The organism is Massilia sp. MS-15 (assembly GCF_020176695.1).
In the GTDB taxonomy this organism is placed as follows: domain Bacteria; phylum Pseudomonadota; class Gammaproteobacteria; order Burkholderiales; family Burkholderiaceae_D; genus Telluria; species Telluria hydrophila.
In genome coordinates, this window is sequence record NZ_JAIWIA010000013.1 from 154,844 (window position 1) to 179,596 (window position 24,753).

The following is a 24,753-nucleotide window of genomic DNA, read 5'->3' on the forward strand; positions in this document are numbered from 1 at the left end:
GACTCACAGGATATAAGCCAGCGTGTCCACTTTTACTCCCATCAGCTACACCAGCAGCGACGGGCTGGCGCTGTATGCGCGTGACTATCCGCCTGCGGGCACGGATCACGGCGCCGAGGCGCGCCTGCCGGTGATCTGCATCCACGGCCTGACACGCAATTCGGCCGATTTCGACGAACTCGCGCCCGAACTGGCCGCCACCGGCCGCCGCGTGATCGCGGTCGACGTGCGAGGGCGCGGCCATTCCGCGCACGATCCCGACCCCGCCAACTATAACGCCACGGTCTACGCCGGCGACATCATCGAGCTGATGGACGAACTGGGCCTGGGCCAGGCGGTCTTCATCGGCACCTCGATGGGCGGCCTGATCACCATGACCCTGGCGGCGCGCCGGCTCGACCTGATCGCCGCCGCCGTGCTCAACGACGTCGGCCCGGTGCTGTCGGTACGCGGCCTGCGCCGCATTGCCGGCTATGCGGGCCGCTGCAGCACGCTGTCGTCGTGGGAGGAGGCGGCCGCCTACCTGCGTGACATCAACGCCTGCGCCTTCCCCGCCAACGGCGACGAGGAATGGGGCAAATGGGCGCGGCGCGCCTTCGCCCCCGGGGATGACGGACGGCTGGCTCTGCGTTACGATCCGCATATCGCGACCGCGATCCAGACTGGCGCGCTGCGTCCGACGTCACTCGCGGCGCGCATGGCCTTCCGCCGGCTGGCGCGGCACCGTCCTACCCTGCTGGTACGCGGCGCGCTGTCCGACCTGGTCGAAACCGAACAGGCCGAATGGATGCGCAAGGCGGCGCCGGAACTGCACTACGTGGAAGTGCCGGACGTCGGCCATGCGCCCATGCTCACCGAGCCGCAAGCGCTGGAGGCGATCCGCGCCTTCCTGTCCAAGCTACCGTAAGTGAATCACGAGGAGACTACATGAAGCACCTGATCACCCCCCTGGCCGCAGCCATGTTCGCGGCCTTCGCCGCCGGCGCCGCTCCGGCCGCGCAGGCCCAGGGCAAGGACCTGAAGATCGCCCTCATCGCCGGCAAGACCGGCCCGCTCGAAGCCTATGCCAAGGAGACCGAGACCGGCTTCATGATGGGCCTGGAGTACCTCACCGGCGGCACCATGCAGATCAATGGCCGGAGAATCAAGGTCATCGTCAAGGACGACCAGTCCAACCCCTCGCTCGGCCGCACGCTGCTGGCCGAGGCCTATGGCGACGACAAGGTCGACCTCGCGGTCGGCACTACGTCCTCCGGCTCGGCGATCGCCATGCTGCCGGTGGCGAAGGAGTACAAGAAGGTCCTGATCGTGGAGCCGGCCGTGGCCGATGCCATCACCCAGGACAAGTGGAACAAGTACGTGTTCCGTACCGCGCGCAGCTCGATGCAGGACGCGCTGGCGGCGGCCAGCACCTTCAGGAGCGGCAGCGTGGGCTTCCTGGCCCAGGATTACGCGTTCGGACGGGACGCCATCGCGGCCGCCAAGGAAGCGCTGAAGACCACCGGCAGCAAGGGCGTGGTGGTGCACGAGGAATATGCGCCGGCCACCGCCACCGACTTCACCGCCCCGGCCCAGCGCCTGTTCGACAAGCTGAAGGACAAGCCGCAGCCGCGCGTGCTGCAGATCGTGTGGGCCGGCCCGAATCCGCTGAACAAGCTGGCCGACATGAAGCCCGAGCGCTACGGCATCGCGCTGGCCCCGGGCGGCAACATCCTGCCGGTGATGAAGACCTGGAAGAGCTTCGCAGGCACCGAAGGCACGATCTATTACTACTACGGCTTCCCGAAGAACAAGATGAACGACTGGCTGGTGGCCGAACACACCAGGCGCTACAAGATGCCGCCCGATATGTTCACCGCCGGCGGCATGGCGGCGGCGGGCGCCGTGCATGCGGCGCTATCGAAGGCGCCGAACGCGAAGAACGGCGACGAGCTGGTGGCGGCGATGGAAGGCATGGCCTTCGACACGCCGAAAGGCAGGATGAGCTTCCGCAAGGAAGACCACCAGGCGCTGCAGCCGATGTACCACTTCCGCATCAAGAAGGACCAGAAGAGCGAGTGGGACCTGCTGGAACTGGTGCGCGAGATCCCGGCCTCCGAACTTCCGCTGCCGGTGCGGAACAAGCGCTGACATGACGGTTCACAGCACTCCGCACGCCAGCGCCGCGCCGGCGCTCTCGACCCGCGACCTGACCGTGCGCTTCGGCGGCCACGTCGCGGTGAACGCGGTGACGGCGGACTTCTACCCCGGCACCCTGACCGTGATCGTCGGCCCCAACGGGGCCGGCAAGACCACCTACTTCAACCTGGTCTCGGGCCAGCTACCGGCCACCTCGGGCCGCGTGCTGGTCAAGGGCCAGGACCTGACCCGCGCCGGCGCCGCCCGCCGTACCCGCATGGGCATCGGCCGCGCCTTCCAGCTGACCAACCTGTTCCCCAACCTGACGGTGATGGAGAACGTGCGCCTGGCGGTGCAGAGCCGCGCCGGCCTGGGCCTGAAGCTGTTCTCGGTCTGGTCCAGCCACCACGAGCCGATCGCGCGCGCCGAGCACTACCTGGAGCGCGTGGGCCTGGTCAGGCGCCGCGACGCCTGGGTACGCACCCTGTCGCATGGCGACCAGCGCAAGCTGGAAGTGGCGATCCTGCTGGCGCTGGAACCGGAGATCATGATGTTCGACGAACCGACCGCCGGCATGAGCGTGGACGAAGTGCCGGTGGTGCTCGACCTGATCCATGCCGTCAAGGCCGAGCGCAACAAGACCGTGCTGCTGGTCGAGCACAAGATGGACGTGGTGCGCGCCCTGGCCGACCGCATCGTGGTGCTGCACAACGGCACCCTGGTCGCGGACGGCAAGCCGCAGGAAGTCATGCAATCAAAGATCGTACAGGAAGCCTATCTTGGAACACCCGAACCCGCACCGGACGCCGCCCATGCCTGAACCGATACTGCGCCTGTCCGGCGTGCATACCCACATCGGCCAGTACCACATCCTGCAAGGCGTCGACCTGGCCGTGCCGCGCGGCGGCCTGGCGGTCCTGCTGGGCCGCAACGGCGCCGGCAAGACCACCACCCTGCGCACCATCATGGGCCTGTGGAAGGCGTCGAGCGGCTCCATCGTGTTCGACGGCCACGACATCACGAAGATGGCCACGCCCGACATCGCGCGCCTGGGCATCGCCTATGTCCCGGAAAGCATGGCCGTGTTCTCCGACCTCACCGTGCGCGAGAACCTCTACCTGGCCGCCCGCAACGGTCCGCTGGACGAGGCGCGGGTGGACTGGATCTGCCGCTTCTTCCCGGCCCTGAAGAAATTCTGGTACTACCCGGCGGGCAACCTGTCCGGCGGCCAGAAGCAGATGGTGGCGATCGCCCGCGCCATCGTCGAGCCGAGGAAGCTGCTGCTGGTCGACGAACCGACCAAGGGCCTGGCGCCGGCCATCGTGCAGAGCCTGATGGCGGCCTTCCGCGAGCTGAAGGACACCAGCACCAGCATCCTGCTGGTCGAGCAGAACTTCAATTTCGTGCGCACCCTGGGCGACACGGTCGGCGTGATGGACGACGGCCGCGTCGTGCATACCGGCGCGATGGCCCAGCTGGCCGGCGACGAGGACCTGCAGCAGCGCCTGCTCGGCCTGTCGCTCGACTCCCACCAATGAGGACCGATCCACCATGAGCGCTACCCTTCCCGTCCCCGCCACGGACACCCCGCAGCAAGCGAGCGCGCCCCTGCCGAAGGCGCCGCGCGACCTGGCGCCGCTGCTGCTGGTGCCGGCCCTGATGCTGGCCATGCTGCCCCTGGTCGGCAGCTTTCCCACCTGGGTCACCCTCACCGTCGCCGGCCTGGCGATGGGCATGATGATCTTCATCATGGCCAGCGGCCTGACCCTCGTGTTCGGCCTGATGAGCGTGCTGAACTTCGGCCACGGCGCCTTCGTGTCGGTCGGCGCCTTCGCCGCCACCCTGGTGCTGCTGCCGATGCGCGGCTGGCTCGAGGTCGATTCGCTGCTGCTCAACCTGGGCGTGCTGGCGCTGGCGATCACGGTCGCGATGCTGGTCACCGCCCTGATGGGGTGGGCGTTCGAGCGCCTGATCATCATGCCGGTCTACGGCCAGCACCTGAAGCAGATCCTGGTCACCATGGGCGGCATGATCGTGGTCGAGCAGCTGATCCACGTGATCTGGGGCGCCGAGACGGTGGCCCTGCCGCTGCCGACCGCGCTGCGCGGCGCCATCTTCCTTGGCGACGCCGCCATCGAGAAGTACCGCCTGGTGGCGGTGGTGATCGGCCTGCTGGTCTTCGTGGGCATGTTCCTGCTGCTGAACCGGACCAAGATCGGCCTCCTGATCCGGGCCGGCGTGGAAAACGGCGAGATGGTGGAAGCGCTCGGCTACCGCATCAAGCGCCTGTTCGTCACCGTGTTCGCGGCCGGCTCGGCGCTGGCCGGCATGGGCGGCGTGCTGTGGGGCCTGTACAAGGAGACCCTGACCGCCGCCATGGGCGGCGAGATCATGGTCATGATCTTCATCGTCATCATCATCGGCGGCCTCGGCTCGGTGGGCGGCTGCTTCATCGGCGCCCTGCTCATGGCGCTGGTGGCCAATTATGCCGGCTTCCTGGCGCCCAAGATCGCGCTGGTCTCGAACATCATCCTGATGATCGCGATCCTGCTGTGGCGTCCGGCCGGCCTGTACTCGAAAATGCGGGGTTGAACACATGCTGCACCGACTTCTTTCCGCCGACATGCCGCGCAGCCGCCTGCTGTCGGGCGTCCTGCTCCTGATCCTGTTCGGCCTGGCCTTCGCGCCCTTCCTCACCTCGGGCGCGCGTCCGCTCAACACGGCCGCCACGATCTGCATCTACATCGTGCTGGTCGCGTCCTACGACCTGCTGCTGGGCTATACGGGCATCGTCTCCTTCGCCCATACCATGTTCTACGGCATCGGCGCCTACGGCATCGGCCTCGGCCTGGCGCGCGTGGACGAGCCAACCTGGAGCGCGGCCCTGACGGGCCTGGGCATCGCCCTGCTGCTGGCACTGGCGCTGGCGCTGGTGGTCGGCCTGTTCGCCCTGCGCGTGCGCGCCATCTTCTACGCCATGATCACGCTGGCCGTGGCTTCTTCCTTCGCCGTGCTGGCCTCGCAGCTGTCCGACTTCACCGGCGGCGAGGACGGCATCACCTTCAGCGTGCCGGAAGTGCTCACGCCCGGCTTCACGCTGATGGAAAACGAGGTGTTCGGGCGCTCGATCGACGGCAAGCTGCTCAGCTACTACCTGGTGTTCTTCGGCTGCCTGGCGCTATTCCTGTTCCTGCTGCGGGTGGTGAATTCCCCCTTCGGCCGGGTGCTGCAGGCGATCCGCGAGAACGAGTTCCGCGCCGAGGCGCTGGGCTACCGCACCATGACCTACCGGATCTGGGCCAACTGCCTGGCGGCGCTGGTCGCGGCCCTGGCCGGCGCCCTGATGGCGCTCTGGCTGCGCTACGTCGGCCCGGACACCTCGCTCGGCTTCAAGGTGATGACCGACATCCTCCTGATCGTCGTCATCGGCGGCATGGGCACCATGTACGGCGCGGTGGTCGGCGCGGTCCTGTTCATCCTGGCACAGAATTACCTGCAGGGCCTGATGGGCGCCGGCTCGGAAGCGCTGGCCGGCGTGCCGCTGCTGGCGGCCCTGCTGCATCCGGACCGCTGGATGCTGTGGCTGGGCGTGCTGTTCATCCTGTCGATCTACTTTTTCCCGGTGGGTATCGTCGGCAAGCTGCGCCTGCGCAGCCTGGCGGCACGGCAGCCTTGAGGCCGGCTACGGCAAGGCCCCAAAAAAAACCGGCGCCCCTTGCAAGGGCGCCGGTTTTTTCATGGCCGCGGCGGCAGCGGCTTATGCCTCGCCCTTGCGCTTGAACGCCTCGACGCCATTGGTGATCTCGGCCTTGGCCGCTTCGGCATCGGCCCAGCCTTCGATCTTGACCCACTTGCCCGGCTCGAGGTCCTTGTAGTGCTCGAAGAAATGCTGGATCTGCTGCAGGCGCAGCTCTTCCAGGTCTTCCAGCTTCTGGATCTTCTTGTACATCGGCAGCACCTTCTCGACCGGCACCGCGATCACCTTGGCGTCGCCGCCGCCGTCGTCGGTCATCTTCAGCACGCCCAGCGCGCGGCAGCGCACCACCACCCCCGGCGGCAGCGGGAACGGGGTGACCACCAGCACGTCGCAGGGGTCGCCGTCGTCGGCGATGGTCTGCGGCACGTAGCCGTAGTTGCACGGGTAGTGCATGGCGGTGCCCATGAAGCGGTCGACGAAGATCGCGCCGCTGTCCTTGTCGACCTCGTACTTGACCGGATCGGCGTTCATCGGGATCTCGATGATGACATTGAAGTCGTTCGGCACGTCTTTGCCGGCTGGGACGTTATTCAGGCTCATGGGATTCCTTGCTTGCGGAAGTTTGAATAAAGGGCGTCATTATAGCGAATCCGGCAAGACCTGGGCGCGCTGCGCGGGGCGTTTGGCTTGCCGGTGCGGGGCGGTTCTGGCGCCGACCAGGTTCAGAGCATGCTGGCCAGCGCGCACTGCCGGTAATGCCTGGCGGCCTCCGCTTCCTGTCCCAGCGCCTCGTGCATCTGCGCCAGCTTGAGATGCGCCTCGCGCACCATGTCGCCTTCCGTGGCGTCCGACAGCGCCTGCTCCAGGTAGCGCTGGGCCTTGCCCCACAGCTTCTGCTTGAGGCAGAGCGAGCCCAGGGTCAGTGCCAGTTCGGCATCCTGCGGACGCTCCCGGAGCCAGGTTTCGCAGTGTTCGATCTGGGCCAGCAGCGAGGGCGAGCCGGACGGCCCCGCCGCCTCGCGGTAGGCGCGCACCACGCAGTCGTCCCAGTTGGCCTTGAGCGCTTCCTCGGCGACGACTCTTGCCTCGTCGTGCAGGCCGCAGGCATTGAAGGCATTCGCCGCGCGCGCAGCGATGGTGGGGACGGTGCGTTCGGCGGGTGGCACGCCGGCCCACACGCGGCGGATCGACTCGGCATCGTGGCCGCCCTCGCCCAGCAGGGATTCGTAGGCCAGCTCGCGCAGGCGGCTGGAAAGCGCCGGATGCAGGGCCTTGCGCTTGTCGAGGATACGCACCAGGCGCAATACCTCGGGCCAGTTGCGGGCCTGCTGGTTGGCTTTCATCGACCATTGCAGCGCGTGGATATGGCGCTGGCCGCTGGCATTCAGTTCAGCCACCGCCTCCAGCGCCGCTTCCGGCTGGTGGTCGTCGACCAGCAGTTCGGTCACCGTCATCAGGCGCGCGGTCTTGAGCGCATTGTCGTGGGCGATGCCCGCAAGCCAGGCATCGCGCCTGCCTGGTTCGCGCATGCGGTGCGCGGCGCGGGCCCCGATCAGGGCCGCCAGGCCGGCGTTTTCCGGCAGCTCGGCGGCGCGCATGGCAGCCTTTTCGGCGTGTCCGAAGCGGCCCTCGAACAAGGCCTTGAGCGCATCGCGCAAACCCTTGTTGCCTTCGCGCTCGCGCTTGCGCTGGCGGTAGGCGGCTACGCGCTGCGGCATGTTCATGGTCGACTTGACCGCGCGCACCAGGCCGTAGACCAGCGCGAACAGCAGCACCAGCAGCACCACGAACAGGTTGAGCGACATGTCGAGCCGGTGCGGCGGATAGAACAGCACCACATTGCCCGGGTTGAAACGTGCCGTCACGGCGATGCCGATGGCGGCGGCCATCAGGGCGACTAGCCAGAGAAGGAGCCGCATCTTATTGCTTCGCCTTGTAGTTGCGCACCGCGTTCAGGCTCTCGGACAGGGTCGGCATCTCGATCGTCAGGTTGTTCGCCTGCACCTGGCGCAGCGCGTTCTGCGCCGACTGGGTGGCGCGGGCGCGCGTGTCGAAGTACTTGAGCAGGATGGCCTGGGCGCTGCCCAGGTCGTCGCGGAAGGCCGCTTCGTTACGCGACAGCAGGGCCAGGCGCGCGTTCAGCAGGCGCAGCTTGAGATTCTCGCGCACGAAGAAGGACTCGGTGGGCGAGAGCATCAGCGCCTCCGGCGTATCGACGCTGCGCACGCGCACCAGCTGGCGCACGTCGTCCCACATCTCCTGGCTCCAGTTGCGCCAGGTTTGCAGCATGCGCTGGCCCAGGCCGAGGTTTTCCGGCGCGGCAGGGGTCGCCGAGGCGCCCTGGCGCGTGCTGCGCACCGGCGCGGCCGGCAGCAGCGGCTTTTCGTCGGACAGCATCGGCAGCGTGTCCACCTGCGCGATCACGTTATCGAGGCGCAGCGCGACGCCGGCCAGGTCGACCGCCGGCATCGCCTTCAGGCGCTCGATGTCGGCGCCGATCGCGCGGCGGATGTTCAGGAACTGCGGCTTGTCGGAACGGCCCAGCGAGCGGTCGGCGTTCTGCAGTGCGATCAGGGCGCCCTGCACGTTGCCCGCCAGCTGCAGCTGCTGGCTGGCCGTGTTCAAGACCTGCTCGACCTCCGACAGGGCCCATTCGTCGCGGTTCTTCGACAGGTCCTGGTAGAGCTGTTCCAGGGCCAGCTGCTGGGTCTGGGCCTCCGACTGGCGGCTTTCGAGCACGCCGACCTTGATCTGCAACTCCTTGGCGGTGTCGGACACCTCGCGCGCCAGCGCCGCGGTCTCGGCGTTCACGGCATTGCCCTTCTGCAGGCTCTGCGCCATGTCGCGGCGCAGCGTGTTGATGCGGCTGTGCGAGCTCCAGGCCTGCACCGCAAGCAGCAGGGCGAGGATGGCGACTGCGGCGGGCAGCGGGCGCTGCAGCGTGTGCAGCAGGCCTGGGCCGGCCGGCGGCTGGATCGCCGCTTTCTGCGGGGCGCTGGCCGGGATGTTCTGGTCTGGTGGGTTTGCTTGTTCGTTCATACCGTGATTGTAGCGCGGCGCCGGGCGCCTCAGTGCATGCTCAGTGGAGTGCCTCAAGTAAGCGGAGGTCGCCCGAACCGGTCAGGGTGACCTGGGTGCAGCCCAGTGCGCGCGCCGTCTCGGCGATGCGTGCATGGGGCACGATCAGGTGCTGGGCGCGCAGCGCCTCCATCCCGGCGCCGGGATCGAGTTCGCGCACCAGGCCGGCCAGACCGTGCAGCGCTTCCGAACTCGTGATTATCCAGTCGTTCGTCCCGCCCAGCAAGGCGGCCAGCCGGGCCGCCAGCGCGGCGTCCAGGCGCGGCACGCTGCGCCGGTAGGCGGCGACCGTCTCGACCAGGGCGCCGGCCGCGCGCAGGGTGTCGGCCATCAGCGCGCGCCCGCCGTCGCCGCGCACGATCAGGACGCGGCGGCCGGCCAGGGCTGCCAGGTCGAGGCTCGCCAAGAGGTGTTCGGAATCGCTGCAGGCTGGATCCTGCGGCGCGTGGATCGTGGCCTGGTCGCCCGTGATGCCGTGGCGCGCCAGCGCGGCCCGGCTGCCCTCCCCGACCACGCCGATCGGCACCCCGGCCGGCCAGGCGGCGAGGTGGGCGAACGCGGCATCGACCGCGTTCGGCGACACGAACACCACCAGCGCGCAGGAAGTCAGCGTGGCCAGCGCGGCGCGCAGCGGCGCGGTATCCTCGACCGGCGCGATCTCGAGCAGCGGCAGGACCTCGGCGCGGCGCCCGCGCGCGGCGACGGCCTGCGCCAGGCCTTCGGCCTGGGCCCGCGGCCGGGTGATGACGACCGCCCGCTCAGGCATCCTGGCCGGGGGAGCTGGCATCGGCGGCGGCGGCTTCCTGCCGGCAGGCGTCGAGGATCGCGTGCGCATCCTGGTCCTCGAGCAGGATCGCCACCTGCTCGCCCAGGAATTCCGGGTGTTCCCAGGACCCCGCCACTTCGGCGCGCGCGGTGCGCCTGCCGTCGGGCGTGGCGACCATGGCGCGCAGGCGCATGGTGGCGCCGCTCACGGTGGCAAAGGCGGCCAGCGGGATCTGGCAGCTGCCGCCGAACAGCTTCGAGACCTTGCGCTCGGCCGCGACGGCGCGCGCGGTGGCCTCGTGGTTCAGCGGCGCCAGCAGCGCGCGCAGGTCGACGCCGTCGCTGCGCGGAGCGTCCAGGATCTCGATCGCCATCGCGCCCTGGCCGGCCGCCGGCAGGCTGTCCTCGGGTTCCAGCAGCGCGCGGATGCGCTGCGGCAGGCCGAGGCGCTTGAGGCCGGCCGCGGCCAGGATGATGGCCGCGTATTCGCCGCGATCGAGCTTGCCCAGGCGGGTGTCGAGGTTGCCGCGCAGCGGCTTGATCACCAGCTGCGGATAGCGCGCCGCGATCAGGGCCTGGCGCCGCAGGCTGCTGGTGCCGACCACCGCGCCCGGCGGCAGCGCGGCCAGGCTGGCGTAGTCGTTCGACACGAACGCGTCGCGCGGGTCTTCGCGTTCGAGCACGGCGGCCAGCCCGAAGCCCTGCGGCAGCTCCATCGGCACGTCCTTCAGCGAGTGCACCGCCAGGTCGGCGCGGCCTTCGGCCATCGCCACTTCGAGTTCCTTCACGAACAGGCCCTTGCCACCCACCTTCGATAGCGCGCGGTCGAGGATCTGGTCGCCCCGTGTTGTCATTCCGAGAATTTCGACGCTACACTGTGGATACAGGGCGGCCAGGCGCTCGCGCACATGCTCGGCCTGCCACATTGCCAGGCGGCTCTCGCGGGATGCGATAATCAGTTTCGCAGGCGCTTGCAGCGCCGGTTCATTTGCATTCAACACGGATTCTTTCACTGTCATCTGGCCCACCAGGACGATGCCGGTAACGGCCCTTGCATAAGATCACAAATTTTAGCATGGGCCCTCTCGCAGACGATGGCCCATCGGCCATGCCCAACAATTTAACTTGTGGTCCATATGGAAAATCCAGCCTTACCCTCCAAGCTTGCCGTATCCGACGCTTCCCCACCTTCGCCGGACAAGGACGCGCCGCTGAAAGAAGACATCCGCCTGCTCGGCCGCCTGCTCGGCGACGTGCTGCGCGAGCACGAAGGCGAAGCCGTGTTCGACGTGGTCGAAACCGTGCGCCAGACCGCCGTGCGTTTCCGCCGCGATGCCGACCCGGTGGCCGGCGAAGAACTCACCACGCTGCTGCACCGCCTCACGCGCGACCAGACCATCTCGGTGGTACGCGCCTTTTCGTATTTCTCGCACCTGGCCAACATCGCCGAGGACCAGCACCACATCCGGCGCCGCCGCGCCCACCTGATGCGCGGCGCGCCGCCGCGCCGCGGCAGCGTGGCGCACGCCCTGGGCGAGCTGCGCGCGGCCGGCGTGGAGCAGGACGAGGTCGAGGGATTCTTCCGCGAGGCCCTGATCTCGCCGGTGCTCACGGCCCACCCGACCGAAGTGCAGCGCAAGAGCATCCTCGACGCCGAGCACGACATCGCGCGCCTGCTGGCCGAGCGCGACCGCGGCCTGACGCCGAAGGAACTGCAGCGCAACACCCAGCTGCTGCAGGCGCGCGTGGCCACGCTGTGGCAGACCCGCATGCTGCGCTACTCGAAGCTGACCGTGGCCGACGAGATCGACAACGCGCTGTCCTACTACCGCATCACCTTCCTGCGCGAGCTGCCCGGCCTGTACGACGACATCGAGGACGAGATCGCGGCCTGCTACGGCCGCCAGCCGCAGCTGGGCGAAGCGCGCTTCCTGCAGATGGGCAGCTGGATCGGCGGCGACCGCGACGGCAACCCGAACGTCAATGCCGACACCATGCGCCATGCGCTGGTACGGCAGTCCACCACCATCCTCGACTTCTACCTGGAAGAAGTGCATGCGCTGGGCGCCGAGCTGTCCAGCTCGACCCTGATGGTGCCGGTGACGCCCGAGATGCAGGCCCTGGCCGACGCCTCGGTCGACCATTCCCCGCACCGCAGCGACGAACCCTACCGCCGCGCGCTGATCGGCATCTACGCGCGCCTAGCCGCCACCGCGCGCGTGCTGGGCGTGGACCACATCCTGCGCAAGGAAGTCGGCGAAGCGCCGCCCTACCACGAGGCGCGGGACTTCGCGGCCGACCTCGACGTGCTGGTCGATTCGCTGCGCGCCAACCACGGCGCGGCGCTGATCGAGCCGCGCCTGTCCGGCCTGACCCGCGCGGCGCGCATCTTCGGCTTCCACCTGGCCTCGCTCGACATGCGCCAGAGCTCGGACGTGCACGAACGCGTGCTGGCCGAGCTGTTCGCGCGCGCCGGCACCGAGCGCGACTATGCAGGCCTGGACGAGGACGCCAAGCGCGCCCTGCTGCTGGCCGAACTGGCCCAGCCGCGGCCCCTGTACTCGCCGTTCGAAGCCTATTCCGACGAGACCAACTCGGAACTGGCGATCCTGCGCACCGCGCGCGAGATCCGCGCGCGCTACGGCAGCCGCGCGATCCGCAACTACATCATCTCGCACACCGAGACCGTGTCCGACCTGCTCGAGGTGCTGCTGCTGCAGAAGGAGACCGGCCTGCTGCAGGTGTCTTCCGGCAGCTGCGACGCGATGGTGATCCCGCTGTTCGAGACCATTCCCGACCTGCAGCGCGCCAGCGCCATCATGGACGAATGGATGGCGCTGCCGCTGGTGGCCGGCATCGTCGAGCGCCAGGGCCGGCTGCAGGAAGTCATGCTCGGCTACTCGGACTCGAACAAGGATGGCGGCTTCCTTACCTCGAACTGGGAGCTGTACCAGGCCGAGCTGAAGCTGGTGGACGTGTTCGCCGCGCGCGGCGTCAAGCTGCGCCTGTTCCACGGCCGCGGCGGCACCGTCGGCCGCGGCGGCGGCCCGAGCTACGACGCGATCCTGGCCCAGCCGCCGGGCACCGTCAACGGCCAGATCCGCCTGACCGAACAGGGCGAGATCATCGCCTCGAAGTTCTCCAATCCGGAGATCGGCCGGCGCAACCTGGAGCTGCTGGTGGCGGCCACGCTGGAAGCGAGCCTGGGCCGGCGCCCGGCCAGCGCCGGCGCCGGGGAAGCCGCTGGCGAAGCGGGTGGCCGCCTGGCCCGCTTCGAAGCCGTGATGGCCGAACTGTCGGCGCGCGCCTACCGCGCCTACCGCAAGCTGGTCTACGAGACCCCGGGCTTCACCGATTACTTCTTCAGCGCCACCCCGATCGCCGAGATCGCGGAACTGAACCTCGGCTCGCGCCCTGCTTCGCGCAAGTCGACCCGCCGCATCGAAGACCTGCGCGCGATTCCCTGGGGCTTCTCGTGGGGCCAGTGCCGCCTGCTGCTGCCGGGCTGGTACGGTTTCGGCAGCGCCGTCGGCGACTGGCTGGACGAGGCTGGAGCGGACGGGCGCGAGGAGCGCCTTTCCCTGCTGCGCGAGATGCACCGCGACTGGCCCTTCTTCGCGGCCCTGCTGTCGAACATGGACATGGTGCTGGCCAAGACCGACCTGGCGATCGCCTCGCGCTATGCCAGCCTGGTGGCGGATGTGGCGCTGCGCGAACGAATCTTCAGCCGCATCACGGCCGAGCATGGCGAAACCCTGCGTTGCCTGGAAGCGGTGACCGGGGTGGGCGAGCGGCTGGCCGGCAATCCGCTGCTGGCGCGCTCGATCCAGAACCGCTTCGCCTACCTCGATCCGCTCAACCACCTGCAGGTGGAGCTGATCCACCGCCGCCGCAAGCTGGGCGAGAACGTGGATCCGCGCGTGCACCGGGGGATCCACCTGTCGATCAACGGCGTGGCGGCGGGGCTGCGCAACACCGGCTGAGCGGGCCGGCGGACCTTGCGTTGGCCGAGGCTCCGCCGGCTTAGTGCCGGTTGCCTGAAAGGCCCGCTCGTCCGTAGGGTGGGCGGGTCTCCCGCCCACGCGGTCACATCACGGTACTGCAGTCCGTGCGGTGTTTCGTGTCTCGCCTGTCAGCCAGGCTGGATACCCCGACCAGGCTGGCCAGGCGCGCCGCCTGCTCCTCCAGCGCATCAATGCAATTCTATAAAGAGAATGTCGTTGCACAGTTACACCAGGCAATAAAAATGCCGCCGGGCGCGGGCCGGGCGGCATTTTTTACCAGCTGGTAAAAATTACTGGTTGTGCAGGAAGGTTTTGAGCTTGTCCGAGCGCGAAGGCTGGCGCAGCTTGCTCATCGCCTTGGCTTCGATCTGGCGGATGCGCTCGCGGGTCACGTCGAACTGCTTGCCGACTTCTTCCAGCGTGTGGTCGTTCGACATCTCGACACCATAGCGCATGCGCAGCACCTTGGCTTCGCGCGGGGTCAGCGAGTCCAGCACTTCCTTGATCACGTTGCGCATCGAGGCGTGCAGCGCGGCGTCCAGCGGGGCCAGGGTGGTGTTGTCCTCGATGAAGTCGCCCAGCTGCGAATCGCCATCCTCGCCCATCGGGGTCTCCATCGAAATCGGTTCCTTCGCGATCTTCATGATCTCGCGAACCTTGTTCTCCGGCATTTCCATCTTGGCGGCCAGGGTCGGCAGGTCCGGCTCGGTACCGGTTTCCTGCATGATCTGGCGCGAGATGCGGTTCATCTTGTTGATCGTTTCGATCATGTGCACCGGCACGCGGATGGTACGGGCCATGTCCGCGATCGAGCGCGTAATGGCCTGGCGGATCCACCAGGTCGCGTAGGTCGAGAATTTGTAACCGCGGCGGTACTCGAACTTGTCCACGGCCTTCAGCAGGCCGATGTTGCCTTCCTGGATCAGGTCGAGGAACTGCAGGCCGCGGTTGATGTATTTCTTGGCGATCGAGATCACCAGGCGCAGGTTGGCCACCGTCATTTCACGCTTGGCCTGGCGCGCGCGCTTCTCGCCCGCCGCCATCTGCTTGTTGATGCGGCGCAGGTCGGCCAGCGGCAGCGCCACGCGCGCCTGCAGGTCGATCATGCGCTGCTGCAGTTCCTTGATGGCCGGCAGATTACGGCCCAGCACCGCGCTGTACGGATAGGCGCAGTCGACTTCGCGGTCACCCCATTGCAGGTCGGTTTCGTTGCCCGGGAAGACCTTGATGAAGTGGGCGCGCGGCATGCCGCAGCGGTTCACGCAGATGTCCAGCACGGCGCGCTCGATAGCGCGCACTTCGTCCATCTGGCCGCGCAGGGTGTCGCACAGCTTTTCCACGATCTTGGCGGTGAAGCGGATGCCCAGCAGCTCGTTCGAAATGATCGCCTGCGCCGCTTCGTAGTCATCCGAGCCGTAGCCGCTGGTCTTGAAGGCGTGGCCCATGCGGTCGAACTGCTTCTCGATCAGGGCGAACTTCTCCAGCGCGCTCTTGCGCAGCTGGGCCAGCTGCTCGGTCGAGTAGCCGGCCGCGCCGCCCCCGACGGCGCCGTCTTCTTCCTCTTCCTCGACTTCCTCTTCTTCTTCCTCGTCGTCGCCGGCGCGGGCGGGTGCGGCGGCCGGGGCCGGGGCAGGTGTGGAAATTGCGTTCAGGTCGACGAAGCCATCCACCACGTCGTCGATCTTCATCTCGTCGGACGCGATCTTGTGCGACAGCGCGATGATCTCCGAGATCGTGGTCGGGCAGGCCGAGATCGCCTGCACCATGTCCTTCAGACCGTCCTCGATGCGCTTGGCGATCTCGATCTCGCCTTCGCGCGTCAAGAGCGACACCGCGCCCATCTCGCGCATGTACATGCGCACCGGATCGGTGGTGCGACCGAAGTCCGAGTCGACGGTCGACAGCGCGGTGGCGGCGGCCGCTTCCACTTCGTCGTCGCTGGTGGCGGTCGGCACGTTATCCGACAGCAGCATCATTTCCGCTTCCGGTGCGCGCTCGTAGATCGCGATGCCCATGTCGTTGAAGGTCGCGATGATGCCTTCGATCGCTTCCGGATCGACGATGTTTTCCGGCAGCTGGTCGTTGATCTGGGCATGGGTCAGGTAGCCGCGCTCCTTGCCCAGGTTGATCAGGTTCTTGATCTGCTGGCGGCGCTTTTCCAGTTCCGCTTCCGAGAAGCCGCTGTCGCCGCCCAGCATGCCGGCCAGGCCCTTGGCCTTGCGCTCGCGCAGCTTGGAGGCCGCCTTCAGTTCGGCGCGCTCGATGGTGTTGAGCGCCGCGACTTCGTCGTTTTCCGGCACGAACTCGCTTGGCTTGCGGCCGCGGCGGCCCGGGACCTTCACCTGCGGCAGCAGGTAACCCGAGGTGTCGATCGCGGCCAGCGCGGCGGCGTCGGTGGTGGCGCTGACGGCGCCCACCGCGCTCGGCGCGGCCGCGGCCGGGGCAGGCGCGGCGGCCGCATCGGTGCGGCGGGTGCGGGTGCGCACCACTTTCGGCGCGGACGCTTCCTCGGCAGCGGCAAGCGGCGCGGCAGGAACGGCCGGGGCGGCGGCCACTTCGGCCTGCGGCGCGTCGGCGGCCACGGCGGCCTTCAGGGCAGCCAGTTTCGAGCCGCGCTTCTTGACCACCACGGTCGCGGCGGCGTTCGGCGCGGCGGCCGTGTAGTCCTCGAAGGGCGCCGGCTCGGCGGCGGGGACCGCGGCCTTCGGCACCGGGGCGACAACTGGGGCCTCGGCGGGCGGCTCAGCCACTGCAGGCATGGCCTGTGCGACAGCTTCGGACACGGGCGCCGCCGCTTCCACCGCCTCGGCCGCCGGCGCTTCCGCCACGGTATCGTTCGCCGCATCCGCCAGCGAGGCGGCCTTGGCCGCGGCCAGGCGCGAGCGGGTCTTCACCACCGTCACCTTGGCGGCCGCTTCCGTCTCGAGGAAGTAGGACGTCGCGGTTTTCGGCACTGCCAGCTGTGCCGAAGCCTTGGCGGGCGTTTTCTTGGCGGTCAGTGTCAGTGTCTTGGCGGTGTTTTTCATAGTGAAGCTCTCTCCAGTCGAGGCGCGCGGCGCGTCTGAGAATCAATGTCGGCAGGATCCGCTTGCGGATCCGGGCGTGGGTTTCGGGAAGCGGAAGTGGCCCTACCTGAGGGCGGACACGCGGACTTCAAGCATCCATTGCACGGCGCCGCCCACGGTCTCGGGGAGGGAGCGGAAAGCTGGCGAAGAATGGACGATGGTCGAAATCACGGTGTGCATGTCGGAACGAAAAAAAGCCCGTCGCGTGAAACGGGCTTGCATCTCATGTTCAGGGAACAGAAGGAAGGCGATATTATGCCGTATTGCAAGAATCGGTGATAATTGAAATATCCCATATGGGATATCACCATATCGAATATGCGCATTCCTCCCCTGGCCCGCGACGACTTCGCCGTGCGCAGGGCAAGAGGCGGATCATACACGATTTCAGGCAGGATTTCATGGCCGCGGCCAAGGCGTGCGCACAGTTTCCCCTGCGGCTTGGTATCAAGATCAATGAAACAAGTACAATACGCCCCGCACTGGCGTCCGGGCGTCGTGCTATCCTTCGCTTTCCCGTTCTTACCATGAAGTCAATGAATACCACTACCGCTGCCGAGACCGCCGACCAATCCGCATCCAGCACTGTCACGACGCCGGAGGCGCCGCCCGCGGCTGCGCCTCCGGCGGCCGCCGGCACGCCGGCACCGTCGGCGCGCGCCCTGCTCAAGCAGCTCCAGCAGGAATTCCCTGCCTTCCGCGACTGCCTGCCACTGGCGATCGGCATCGACAAGCAGCTGCTGGCGCGCATGCCCGGCCTCGACCGCAAGACCATGCGCGCCGCGCTCGGCATCCACACCGGCTCGATGCGCTACCTGCGCGCGATGGAAAAGGCGAAGCAGCGCTTCGACCTCGACGGTACCCCGGGCGCCGAAGTGACCGATACCCACCGCCAGCACGCGAAAGAGCAGCTGCAGCAGCGCTTCAAGAAAGAAGCCGAGCGCAAGAAGGCCGAGCGCGATGCCGCCGCCGCCGAAGAGGCCAGCCGCCAGCGCCAGGAAAAGCTGAACGCCCTCGCCGCCAAGTTCTCGCGCAGCTGATGGCAGAACCGAGCGCCGCCGACCCGGACGCGTCCCTGCCCCCTTACGACGGCATCCGCTTGGCCGACGTGCGCCTGGTGCGCACCCCGGCCGAGGCGGCCGCGGCGCTGGCGGCGCTGGCGCAGGCCGACGTGATCGGCTTCGACACCGAATCCAAGCCCACCTTCGCCAAGGGCGAAGCCTCGACCGGCCCGCACCTGGTGCAGCTGGCCACCGACGAGCTGGCCTACCTGTTCCAGATCGGCAGCGCGGCCAGCGTCCAGACCGCGCTCGAGGTGCTCAAGCCGGTGCTCGAATCGGAATCCATCCTGAAAGTGGGCTTCGGCCTGGTGGACGACCTGAAGCGCCTGCGCGCCAAGCTCGGGATCGAGGCGCGCAACGTGCTCGACCTGGCCACCGCGATGCGCCGCCGCGGCGAGCGCAACACGCTCGGCGCCAGGACGGCAGTCGCGCGCTTCTTCGGCCAGCGGCTGCAGAAGTCGCGCCGCATCACCACCACCAACTGGGCCCTGCCCCGGCTGAGCGACCAGCAGGTACTGTATGCGGCCGACGACGCCCACGTGGCGCTGCGCCTGTACCGCTACTGGCGCGCCAATCCGCCAGCCGAGGACGCTAGCCCGCCGCGGCGCGCTTCCTGACCACGAAATACGCTTCCGGGCACAGCGCCGTTCCCAGCAGCGGAAACGGGCTCGCGCTGGCCTTCGCCAGGCTGAATTCCTGCGCCAGCGCGCGCCGGAACGTCCGGTGGTCGAAACCCATGTGCTCGTTGTGCACCTCGACGTCGGGCGGCAGGCGGCCCACCGGGCGGTCCTGCGGCGGCATGCCGAGGGTCGCCATCAGCACGTGCTTCGGCCGGGCGTCATAGGCGCCGTAGCGCCGGCTCATGCGAAACAGGCCCTTGTACAGCGCCGGCAGTCCCACTTCGACCGGCACCCCGAACACCGCTTCGCCATCGTCGGCCAGGAGCGCGCCGACCTCGGCCAGCGAACGGGCGCGCATCGACAGCGGGATATGCTCGAAGACTTCGAGGCAGAACAGCAGGTCGGCCTGCCCTGGCGCGATGCCGTCGAAAGAAGCGTGGAATTCCACCCGCGGCAGGCCGGCCAGCTCGATCCGGGCTTCTTCCAGCAGGTCCGAGCAGGGCTCGTAGCAGACGATGCTGGCGTTCGGATAGGCCCGCACCAGGTACTTGCACAGCTCCCCACTGCCGGCGCCGAAGTCGATCACGCGGCGCACCGCTTCGCGGTCCTGGCGCGCGAAGCCGAGCGCGCTGTGCAGGCGCCGCTGCTGGAGCCAGCGCTTGACCGGATTGCGGTCCCTGAATACCCCTTCCGTATAACTGACACCCATCCTGCTTCCCGCCGGTTCAAAGGATGGGGATTATAGCAAGGCACTGCCACCCGGCATCGCTTCCGCGTTATCATTCCGGCATTGCCACTGCCGGGTTCGTCCATGCATCTTCGCTCCGTGCTGTCCGTTGTCCTGCTGCTCTGCGCCGCCGCCAGCCATGCCGCGCCCCAGGCCGTTCCCGACACCCTGGCCCAGCGCCTGCTGGCCTGCACTTCCTGCCATGCGCGCGTGGACGCGCGCGGCAATCCGGTCAACGACGCCTACTTCCCGCGCCTGCAGGGCAAGCCGGCCGGCTACTTGTATAACCAGCTGCAGAACTTCCGCGCCGGACGGCGCCAGTATCCGCTCATGACCTACCTGGTCGAACACCTGCCCGACGCCTACCTGCGCGAGATCGCCGGCCACTTCGCCAGCCAGGCGCCGGCGCCGCATGCCGCCGAAGCGGCAGGCATGGCTGCCTCGCAGCTGGAGCGCGGCCGCCAGCTCGTGCTGCAGGGCGACCGCGCGCGCGGCATCCCGGCCTGCGTGGCCTGCCACGGCCAGCGCCTGACCGGGGTCGAGCCGGCCATCCCCGGGCTGCTCGGCCTGCCGCGCGACTACGTCAACGCCCAGTTCGGGGCCTGGCGCAACGGCACCCGCCGTGCCCATGCGCCCGACTGCATGGCCGCGATCACGGCGCGCCTCGGGCTGGACGAAGTGAACGCCGTCTCGGGCTGGCTCGCGGCGCAGCCGCTGCCGGCCGACCCGCGTCCCGCCGCCGCCATCGCGCGGCCCCTGCCCCTGGCCTGCGGCAGCGCCCCGGAGCAGCCATGAAGCGCCTCACCCTGCTCGCTTCCCTTGCCGCGGCGGCTGCCGTCGCCGCCGTCGCCGCGGTTGCCATCGCTTGGCCGCGCGAGGAATTCATCCCGGCCGGTTCGCCCGCCGCTTGGGCCGCCACGCCCGACAACATCGCACGCGGCGCCTACCTGGCCAGGGCCGGCGACTGCGTGGCCTGCCACACGGCGCGCGGCGGCGCCGAGTATGCCGGCGGGCGCGCGCTCGACACGCCCTTCGGACGCCTGTACGGCCCGAACCTGACACCCGACCCGGAGACCGGCATCGGCCGCTGGTCGGCCGACGACTTCTGGAACGCCCTGCACAACGGCAAGTCGCGCGACGGGCGACTGCTCTACCCGGCCTTCCCGTACACGCACTACACCCGGGTCGCGCGCGCCGACGCGGATGCGCTGTACGCCTATTTCAGGAGCCTGGCTCCGGTGCGCCAGCCGAACCGGCCGCACGAACTGGGCTTTCCCTACGACCAGCAGGCGCTGCTGGCGGGCTGGCGCCTGCTCTACTTCCGGCCCGGGACCTTCGCCCCGCAGCCGGCGCGCGGCGCCGAATGGAACCGCGGCGCCTACCTGGTCGAGGGCCTGGGCCACTGCAGCGCATGCCACAGCACGCGCAACCGTCTCGGCGCGACTGGCGACACCCTGTCGGGCGGCCTGATGCCGACCATCGGCTGGTACGCGCCCTCGCTCACCGCAAGCGGCGAAGCGGGACTGGGCGATTGGGACAAGGAGCACATCGTGGCCCTGCTCCAGACCGGCGTATCGCCGCGCGGCACGGCCACCGGCCCGATGGCCGAAGTGGTGGCGCGCAGCCTGCAGCACCTGGCGCGCGCCGACCTGGAGGCGATGGCCACCTACCTGCAGGCGCTGCCGTCCACCGGTACCCCGCCGGCGGACAGCGGCGCGCGCGCGCCGGAGCCGCTGCTGGCCGAGGGACGCCGCCTGTACGCGGCGCACTGCGCGGCTTGCCACGGCGAGGACGGCAAGGGCAAGGCGCCCGCCTACCCGCCGCTGGCCGGCAACCGCGCGGTGACGCTCACCCCGGCCGTGAACGCGATCCGCACCGTGCTCCACGGCGGCTTCCCGCCCGGCACCGCGGGCAACCCGCGTCCCTACGGCATGCCGCCCTTCGGCCACGAGCTGGACGACACCCAGGTCGCGGCACTGCTGACCTATGTGCGCGCCAGCTGGGGCAACGCGGCGGCGCCGGTGGCGGCGCCGGAGGTCAACCGCTACCGCAGCGTGCCGCTCGACTGAAGTAGCACGGCTGCGGGACGCGCCTAGTCGATCAGGGTCTTGACCATCACCCGCCCGTCCGGCATCGGGCTTTCCTGGCGCAGCATCAGCTGGCTGCCCTTGGCGAACCAGAAGGTCGATTCGCTGCCGGGACGGTTGTAGTCGGTCTTCACCACCCAGCACTCGACCGGTCCGGCAGGACCGGCGATGGTGGCCGAGCCGGTCACGCGGAAGCTGTAGCGCTGCGGCGCCGACGGGCCGCCCGGATGGTAGAAGTTGATGCGCGCATCGTAGTCCTCCGTCAGCGGCAGCGCCTGCAGGAATTCGATGTCGGTCTCGAAATTGTAGGTGGGCTCGTTCGTGGCCACGACCAGGTCCTTGTGGGCGTTGTCGGCCAGCTCGCGCATGCCGGTGATGCGCTCGGGCGCGAACACGAAGCCTTCGACCAGGCGCTTGCCATCGCGCTCGCTGATGCGCTCGTGGGTCAGCGGCCGGAAGCTTTCCGGCTCGAACCAGGAGTCGAGCGTGCGCGTGGACAGTGCCGGCCACACGCCGTCCCAGCGCTGCACCACGCGCATCAGGCGCCTGCCGCCACGTTCCTCGAAGCGGATCTCGCGGGTCCAGATGTCGATCGGCTGGTTCTTCGTCCCTTCCGCGCCGGCGGCCGGGGTGCGCATGAAGCGCAGGTAATGGTGGGTGCCCGGCTTGAGCAGGCTGAAGCGCGGCAAGGGCTTGCCGACCTCGAGCTGCTCGACGGCGGCCCGGGAGGACAGGGACAGGCTGGCAAGGAAAATGGCCACGAGGGCCAGGGCAGGAAGACGCATGAAGACTCCACTTCGGACAGGAGCGCAGAGTATCGGCCAGCGCCGCTTGTCATGGCAACAAGAAAAGGATATGCATGCCAGCGCACAGCTCAGCCGCCGTGGCTCCTGTCCTGCGCCGGCGCCGGCGCCGTCACGATCCAGCCATCGAGCGTGGCGCGCGCGGCGCGCATCACGCTGGCCGACTTGCGCAGCACCTTGCCCGGCCCGAAGTCGAACATCGCATGCGCGCCCGGCCGCCAGCGCCAGTAGCCGCGGCAGGAATACGCGACCTCGACGTCCGGCAGCTGCGCCACCGGATGGCCGACGAAGTCATGGTCGCCGCAGCTGAAGGAGGTGACGTACGCGCTGTCGTCCACGATCTCGAAGCGCGGCCAGAAGGCCAGCACGGGCGCGTCCGGCTTGGCCTGCGCCCACTGCGGGCACATGCGCAAGCCCAGTTCCGGGTAATGATGGACCGGTGTCTTCGCCGCGCAGGTATAAGGCCGGTAGGGCGCGGTGTCCATCGCGGGCGGCCTGAAGCTCAGGGCGAGCCTGAGCGTGTCGTAGCGCTCGGGCCAGGCGATGCCGGCCCGGCTCCGGTCCTTCGGCTCGTGCGGAATGGGCAGCAGGCGTCCGCCGATCCAGGCGAAGTCCAGGATCATCGATTCCACCTCGCAGCGCGCGTTATAGGTGGTTTCGAACGCCGACACGTCGGTCCATGCCGGCACCGCGAACCGGAAGCCGGCCGCGGTGGCATACACAAAATCCTCGCCGGCCGGCTGGCGGCACGCCGCATGGGTGCGCAACTTGCGCTCCATCGACTGGCTGGGCGATTCGCGCTCCTTGCAGGCGGCCAGCAGGCAGGCTGCCAGCAGGAGCGCGGCGCTACACCATGTCGGCAAAGCCGATCCGGTCGGTGGTCGCATTGCGCGCATCCTCGACCCGCACCTTGTGCGCGGCCAGCAGGCGCTCGAGCGCCGCGTTCATGGTGTGGCAACCCGGATCGCGTCCCAGGTTCATGTGGGCACGGATGGCGCCCACGTCGCCCGCCTCCAGCATGCGCATCACGGCCGGGCTGGGGGTCAGGCACTCGGTGGCGAGGTAGTAGCGGTTGTCCTCGCGCGACGGCAGCAGGGCCTGGCACAGCACTCCGCGCAGCGCGTGCGCCAGCGCCTGGGCCTGGGCTTCCGAATTGCCCAGCAGGCGCAGCATCTTCTGCAGGCCAAGTTCGGTGGAGCGCGCATGCAGGGTGGCCAGCACCAGCGGGCCGGATTCGGCCAGGGCCAGGGCTTCCTGCGCCGTCTCGGCGTCGCGGATCTCGCCGATCACGATCACGTCCGGACGCTCGCGCAGCGCGTCCAGCGCGCCCAGGTAATAGCTGGCCACGTCCGCGTCCTCGCCCACTTCGCGCTGGGTGACAATGCATTTGCGCTGCGGGATCAGGGTCTCGACCGGGTCCTCGATGGTGATGATGTGGCCCGAACGCTGCCGGTTGATCTCGTCGATGATCGAGGCGATGGTGGTCGACTTGCCCTGGCAGGTGTCGCCGATCACCAGCACCAGCCCGCTCGTCAGGCGCGCGAACTCCTGCTCGTCCGGCCACAGGCCCAGTTCCTCCAGCGCCAGCGGCTCCTTCGGGAAGCGCCGGATCACGCAGCCCAGGCGCTTCCTGCCCTGGAAGCTGAAGCAGTTGGCGCGGATGCGCGCGGTGTGCAGGTCGATCGAGCGGTCGAAAGCGCGCAGCGCGATGCGCTCGGACCAGTTGGGCTCGATGACGTCGAAGAACTCTTCCAGCTCTTCGCGGGTGATCGGCGAATCGGTCACCGCCACCAGGCCCTTCGGCTGGCGCAGCATCAGCGGGCTGTTCTGGTGGATGATGATGTCCGAGAACACCAGGCGCGAATTCAGCAGGTGCAGGATCTGCTCGACCAGGGTCCCGAATACCGGGTGGTCTTCGTTCTCGATGTAGGACAGGGTGGGAATCTGCGAGGACTGGTGGTATTCCATCTGGCCGGCACGGTAAAAGTGGTTAAACGGTGCCGGCCATTATAGAACCATGCCTTTCCAAGAAATTGCAAAACTGAAATAAAAATGTTCAGTTTGCCATTCAGCGTCCGAAACCCGCAACGATGCGGTCGCCGAACAGGGTGATGGCCACGCCCAGCGCCACCACGGCCGCGCCCAGCATCCGCACGTTCGACACCTTGCGCACCGCCATGTTGATCAGGCCGAAGTGGTCGATCGCCATCGAGGTGAGCAGCTGGCCGGCGATCACCAGCACGATCAGGCTCAGCAGCCCGATGCGGGGCGCCAGGAACACGGTGCCGAACACGAAGGCGGCGCCCAGGAAGCCGCCGGCGAACTTCCAGGCCGGCTGGGTGGCCAGGGCCGCGAAGGTGGGGCCGAGGCCGCCGCGCGAGAGGGCGACGCCGGCCAGCACGATGGTGCCGCAGGCAAAGGACACCAGGGCGGCGACCACGGAATTGGCGCCGATCGAGGCGGCCAGCTGGGTGTTCACGGCGGCCTGGATCGACATGGCCATGCCGACACAGAAGGCCATCATCAGGAAAATCAGGTTCATTGCGCTCTCCACCGGCAGGAACCGGGCCAAAAAGCGCACGATTCTAGTGCAATCCGGGCGTTCCGGATAGCCATGCGCCGCCCATCCCGGGCTGGCAGCCTGTCCCGCCAGCCTGCATTCTGGTGCGGCGACCCGGCAGTTTGTCGCATCCGGCGTGCGCCGGACGCCGTCTTTGCCTAGGATGCG

General features: G+C 68.5%; 22 protein-coding genes. 11 read left to right on the forward strand and 11 right to left on the reverse strand.

Annotated elements, in window-relative coordinates:
* The first annotated feature begins 22 nt into the window (after window positions 1–22).
* Genes LCI23_RS07145 through LCI23_RS07170 form a run of 6 tightly spaced genes read left to right on the forward strand, consistent with a single transcriptional unit; the run spans window position 23 to window position 5,794 of the window.
* Window positions 23–907 (forward strand): alpha/beta fold hydrolase, encoded by an 885-nt coding sequence (locus LCI23_RS07145; RefSeq protein WP_224945741.1) that lies wholly within the window; start codon window positions 23–25, stop codon window positions 905–907.
* A 20-nt stretch (window positions 908–927) separates the two neighbouring features.
* Window positions 928–2,130, forward strand: coding sequence for a substrate-binding domain-containing protein (locus LCI23_RS07150; protein ID WP_224945742.1), 1,203 nt, complete (start codon window positions 928–930; stop codon window positions 2,128–2,130).
* Window position 2,131: 1 nt separating this feature from the next.
* The gene (locus LCI23_RS07155) at window positions 2,132–2,938 is read left to right on the forward strand and encodes an ABC transporter ATP-binding protein (protein WP_224945743.1); all 807 of its coding nucleotides are present in this window, start codon (window positions 2,132–2,134) and stop codon (window positions 2,936–2,938) included.
* Window positions 2,931–3,656: an ABC transporter ATP-binding protein gene (locus LCI23_RS07160; protein ID WP_224945744.1), complete on the forward strand. Its 726-nt coding sequence runs from the start codon at window positions 2,931–2,933 to the stop codon at window positions 3,654–3,656. Before LCI23_RS07155 ends, LCI23_RS07160 begins: the two co-directional genes overlap by 8 nt.
* Before the next feature lie 13 nt (window positions 3,657–3,669).
* Window positions 3,670–4,710 (forward strand): branched-chain amino acid ABC transporter permease, encoded by a 1,041-nt coding sequence (locus LCI23_RS07165; RefSeq protein WP_224945745.1) that lies wholly within the window; start codon window positions 3,670–3,672, stop codon window positions 4,708–4,710.
* A gap of 4 nt (window positions 4,711–4,714) precedes the next feature.
* Complete coding sequence (locus LCI23_RS07170) at window positions 4,715–5,794, forward strand: branched-chain amino acid ABC transporter permease (protein ID WP_224945746.1); 1,080 nt, start codon at window positions 4,715–4,717, stop codon at window positions 5,792–5,794.
* Window positions 5,795–5,875: 81 nt separating this feature from the next.
* On the opposite strand, the gene ppa is transcribed toward LCI23_RS07170, so the two are convergent.
* From ppa to hemC, 5 genes are all read right to left on the reverse strand, one after another.
* On the reverse strand, window positions 5,876–6,415 hold the full coding sequence (gene ppa / locus LCI23_RS07175) for an inorganic diphosphatase (RefSeq protein ID WP_224945747.1): 540 nt from the start codon (window positions 6,413–6,415) through the stop codon (window positions 5,876–5,878).
* Window positions 6,416–6,537: 122 nt separating this feature from the next.
* Window positions 6,538–7,734 carry a heme biosynthesis protein HemY gene (locus tag LCI23_RS07180; protein ID WP_224945748.1) on the reverse strand — a complete coding sequence of 399 codons (1,197 nt, stop codon included), beginning with the start codon at window positions 7,732–7,734 and terminating at the stop codon, window positions 6,538–6,540.
* Window position 7,735: 1 nt separating this feature from the next.
* Window positions 7,736–8,854, reverse strand: coding sequence for a uroporphyrinogen-III C-methyltransferase (locus tag LCI23_RS07185; protein WP_224945749.1), 1,119 nt, complete (start codon window positions 8,852–8,854; stop codon window positions 7,736–7,738).
* 40 nt (window positions 8,855–8,894) lie between these two features.
* Window positions 8,895–9,680, reverse strand: coding sequence for a uroporphyrinogen-III synthase (locus LCI23_RS07190; RefSeq protein ID WP_224945750.1), 786 nt, complete (start codon window positions 9,678–9,680; stop codon window positions 8,895–8,897).
* Entirely contained in the window at window positions 9,652–10,677 is a 1,026-nt protein-coding gene (gene hemC / locus LCI23_RS07195) for a hydroxymethylbilane synthase (RefSeq protein ID WP_224945751.1), read from the reverse strand. Before hemC ends, LCI23_RS07190 begins: the two co-directional genes overlap by 29 nt.
* A gap of 117 nt (window positions 10,678–10,794) precedes the next feature.
* Here hemC and ppc point away from each other — a divergent pair, with 117 nt between their 5' ends.
* Window positions 10,795–13,641 (forward strand): phosphoenolpyruvate carboxylase, encoded by a 2,847-nt coding sequence (gene ppc, locus LCI23_RS07200; RefSeq protein ID WP_224945752.1) that lies wholly within the window; start codon window positions 10,795–10,797, stop codon window positions 13,639–13,641.
* 311 nt (window positions 13,642–13,952) lie between these two features.
* Here the strand turns inward: ppc and rpoD are convergent, their stop codons facing one another.
* A complete protein-coding gene (gene rpoD / locus LCI23_RS07205) occupies window positions 13,953–16,688 on the reverse strand; it encodes an RNA polymerase sigma factor RpoD (RefSeq protein ID WP_224945753.1) in 2,736 nt (911 codons plus the stop codon).
* A 575-nt stretch (window positions 16,689–17,263) separates the two neighbouring features.
* Here rpoD and LCI23_RS07210 point away from each other — a divergent pair.
* Together LCI23_RS07210 and LCI23_RS07215 are read left to right on the forward strand one after the other, a co-directional pair.
* Window positions 17,264–17,767 carry a ProQ/FINO family protein gene (locus LCI23_RS07210; RefSeq protein ID WP_224945754.1) on the forward strand — a complete coding sequence of 168 codons (504 nt, stop codon included), beginning with the start codon at window positions 17,264–17,266 and terminating at the stop codon, window positions 17,765–17,767.
* Entirely contained in the window at window positions 17,767–18,405 is a 639-nt protein-coding gene (locus tag LCI23_RS07215; protein ID WP_224945755.1) for a 3'-5' exonuclease, read from the forward strand. Before LCI23_RS07210 ends, LCI23_RS07215 begins: the two co-directional genes overlap by 1 nt.
* Here the strand turns inward: LCI23_RS07215 and LCI23_RS07220 are convergent.
* Window positions 18,380–19,117: a bifunctional 2-polyprenyl-6-hydroxyphenol methylase/3-demethylubiquinol 3-O-methyltransferase UbiG gene (locus tag LCI23_RS07220; RefSeq protein WP_224945756.1), complete on the reverse strand. Its 738-nt coding sequence runs from the start codon at window positions 19,115–19,117 to the stop codon at window positions 18,380–18,382. The genes LCI23_RS07215 and LCI23_RS07220 overlap by 26 nt on opposite strands.
* A gap of 102 nt (window positions 19,118–19,219) precedes the next feature.
* On the opposite strand from LCI23_RS07220, the gene LCI23_RS07225 reads away from it, so the two are divergent.
* Window positions 19,220–19,930 (forward strand): cytochrome c4, encoded by a 711-nt coding sequence (locus tag LCI23_RS07225; RefSeq protein WP_224945757.1) that lies wholly within the window; start codon window positions 19,220–19,222, stop codon window positions 19,928–19,930.
* The gene (locus LCI23_RS07230; RefSeq protein ID WP_224945758.1) at window positions 19,927–21,204 is read left to right on the forward strand and encodes a c-type cytochrome; all 1,278 of its coding nucleotides are present in this window, start codon (window positions 19,927–19,929) and stop codon (window positions 21,202–21,204) included. Before LCI23_RS07225 ends, LCI23_RS07230 begins: the two co-directional genes overlap by 4 nt.
* Window positions 21,205–21,227: 23 nt before the next feature.
* Here LCI23_RS07230 and LCI23_RS07235 read toward each other — a convergent pair whose 3' ends face one another.
* The 4 genes from LCI23_RS07235 to LCI23_RS07250 form a co-directional block, all read right to left on the reverse strand.
* On the reverse strand, window positions 21,228–22,007 hold the full coding sequence (locus LCI23_RS07235) for a hypothetical protein (protein ID WP_224945759.1): 780 nt from the start codon (window positions 22,005–22,007) through the stop codon (window positions 21,228–21,230).
* Window positions 22,008–22,096: 89 nt separating this feature from the next.
* Window positions 22,097–22,888 (reverse strand): hypothetical protein, encoded by a 792-nt coding sequence (locus tag LCI23_RS07240; RefSeq protein WP_224945760.1) that lies wholly within the window; start codon window positions 22,886–22,888, stop codon window positions 22,097–22,099.
* Window positions 22,872–23,993 carry a type IV pilus twitching motility protein PilT gene (locus LCI23_RS07245; protein ID WP_224945761.1) on the reverse strand — a complete coding sequence of 374 codons (1,122 nt, stop codon included), beginning with the start codon at window positions 23,991–23,993 and terminating at the stop codon, window positions 22,872–22,874. Before LCI23_RS07245 ends, LCI23_RS07240 begins: the two co-directional genes overlap by 17 nt.
* A gap of 100 nt (window positions 23,994–24,093) precedes the next feature.
* Complete coding sequence (locus LCI23_RS07250; protein WP_224945762.1) at window positions 24,094–24,567, reverse strand: DMT family transporter; 474 nt, start codon at window positions 24,565–24,567, stop codon at window positions 24,094–24,096.
* Window positions 24,568–24,753 lie beyond the last annotated feature (186 nt).

What these genes read in the sequence shown, in the direction of transcription:
- LCI23_RS07150 (WP_224945742.1), top strand. Translation starts at nt 928, where the DNA reads ATGAAGCACCTGATCACCCCCCTGGCCGCAGCCATGTTCGCGGCCTTC.
- LCI23_RS07155 (WP_224945743.1), top strand. Translation starts at nt 2,132, where the DNA reads ATGACGGTTCACAGCACTCCGCACGCCAGCGCCGCGCCGGCGCTCTCG.
- LCI23_RS07160 (WP_224945744.1), top strand. Translation starts at nt 2,931, where the DNA reads ATGCCTGAACCGATACTGCGCCTGTCCGGCGTGCATACCCACATCGGC.
- LCI23_RS07165 (WP_224945745.1), top strand. Translation starts at nt 3,670, where the DNA reads ATGAGCGCTACCCTTCCCGTCCCCGCCACGGACACCCCGCAGCAAGCG.
- LCI23_RS07170 (WP_224945746.1), top strand. Translation starts at nt 4,715, where the DNA reads ATGCTGCACCGACTTCTTTCCGCCGACATGCCGCGCAGCCGCCTGCTG.
- ppa (WP_224945747.1), bottom strand. Translation starts at nt 6,415, where the DNA reads ATGAGCCTGAATAACGTCCCAGCCGGCAAAGACGTGCCGAACGACTTC.
- LCI23_RS07180 (WP_224945748.1), bottom strand. Translation starts at nt 7,734, where the DNA reads ATGCGGCTCCTTCTCTGGCTAGTCGCCCTGATGGCCGCCGCCATCGGC.
- LCI23_RS07185 (WP_224945749.1), bottom strand. Translation starts at nt 8,854, where the DNA reads ATGAACGAACAAGCAAACCCACCAGACCAGAACATCCCGGCCAGCGCC.
- LCI23_RS07190 (WP_224945750.1), bottom strand. Translation starts at nt 9,680, where the DNA reads ATGCCAGCTCCCCCGGCCAGGATGCCTGAGCGGGCGGTCGTCATCACC.
- hemC (WP_224945751.1), bottom strand. Translation starts at nt 10,677, where the DNA reads ATGACAGTGAAAGAATCCGTGTTGAATGCAAATGAACCGGCGCTGCAA.
- ppc (WP_224945752.1), top strand. Translation starts at nt 10,795, where the DNA reads ATGGAAAATCCAGCCTTACCCTCCAAGCTTGCCGTATCCGACGCTTCC.
- rpoD (WP_224945753.1), bottom strand. Translation starts at nt 16,688, where the DNA reads ATGAAAAACACCGCCAAGACACTGACACTGACCGCCAAGAAAACGCCC.
- LCI23_RS07210 (WP_224945754.1), top strand. Translation starts at nt 17,264, where the DNA reads ATGAATACCACTACCGCTGCCGAGACCGCCGACCAATCCGCATCCAGC.
- LCI23_RS07215 (WP_224945755.1), top strand. Translation starts at nt 17,767, where the DNA reads ATGGCAGAACCGAGCGCCGCCGACCCGGACGCGTCCCTGCCCCCTTAC.
- LCI23_RS07220 (WP_224945756.1), bottom strand. Translation starts at nt 19,117, where the DNA reads ATGGGTGTCAGTTATACGGAAGGGGTATTCAGGGACCGCAATCCGGTC.
- LCI23_RS07225 (WP_224945757.1), top strand. Translation starts at nt 19,220, where the DNA reads ATGCATCTTCGCTCCGTGCTGTCCGTTGTCCTGCTGCTCTGCGCCGCC.
- LCI23_RS07230 (WP_224945758.1), top strand. Translation starts at nt 19,927, where the DNA reads ATGAAGCGCCTCACCCTGCTCGCTTCCCTTGCCGCGGCGGCTGCCGTC.
- LCI23_RS07235 (WP_224945759.1), bottom strand. Translation starts at nt 22,007, where the DNA reads ATGCGTCTTCCTGCCCTGGCCCTCGTGGCCATTTTCCTTGCCAGCCTG.
- LCI23_RS07245 (WP_224945761.1), bottom strand. Translation starts at nt 23,993, where the DNA reads ATGGAATACCACCAGTCCTCGCAGATTCCCACCCTGTCCTACATCGAG.
- LCI23_RS07250 (WP_224945762.1), bottom strand. Translation starts at nt 24,567, where the DNA reads ATGAACCTGATTTTCCTGATGATGGCCTTCTGTGTCGGCATGGCCATG.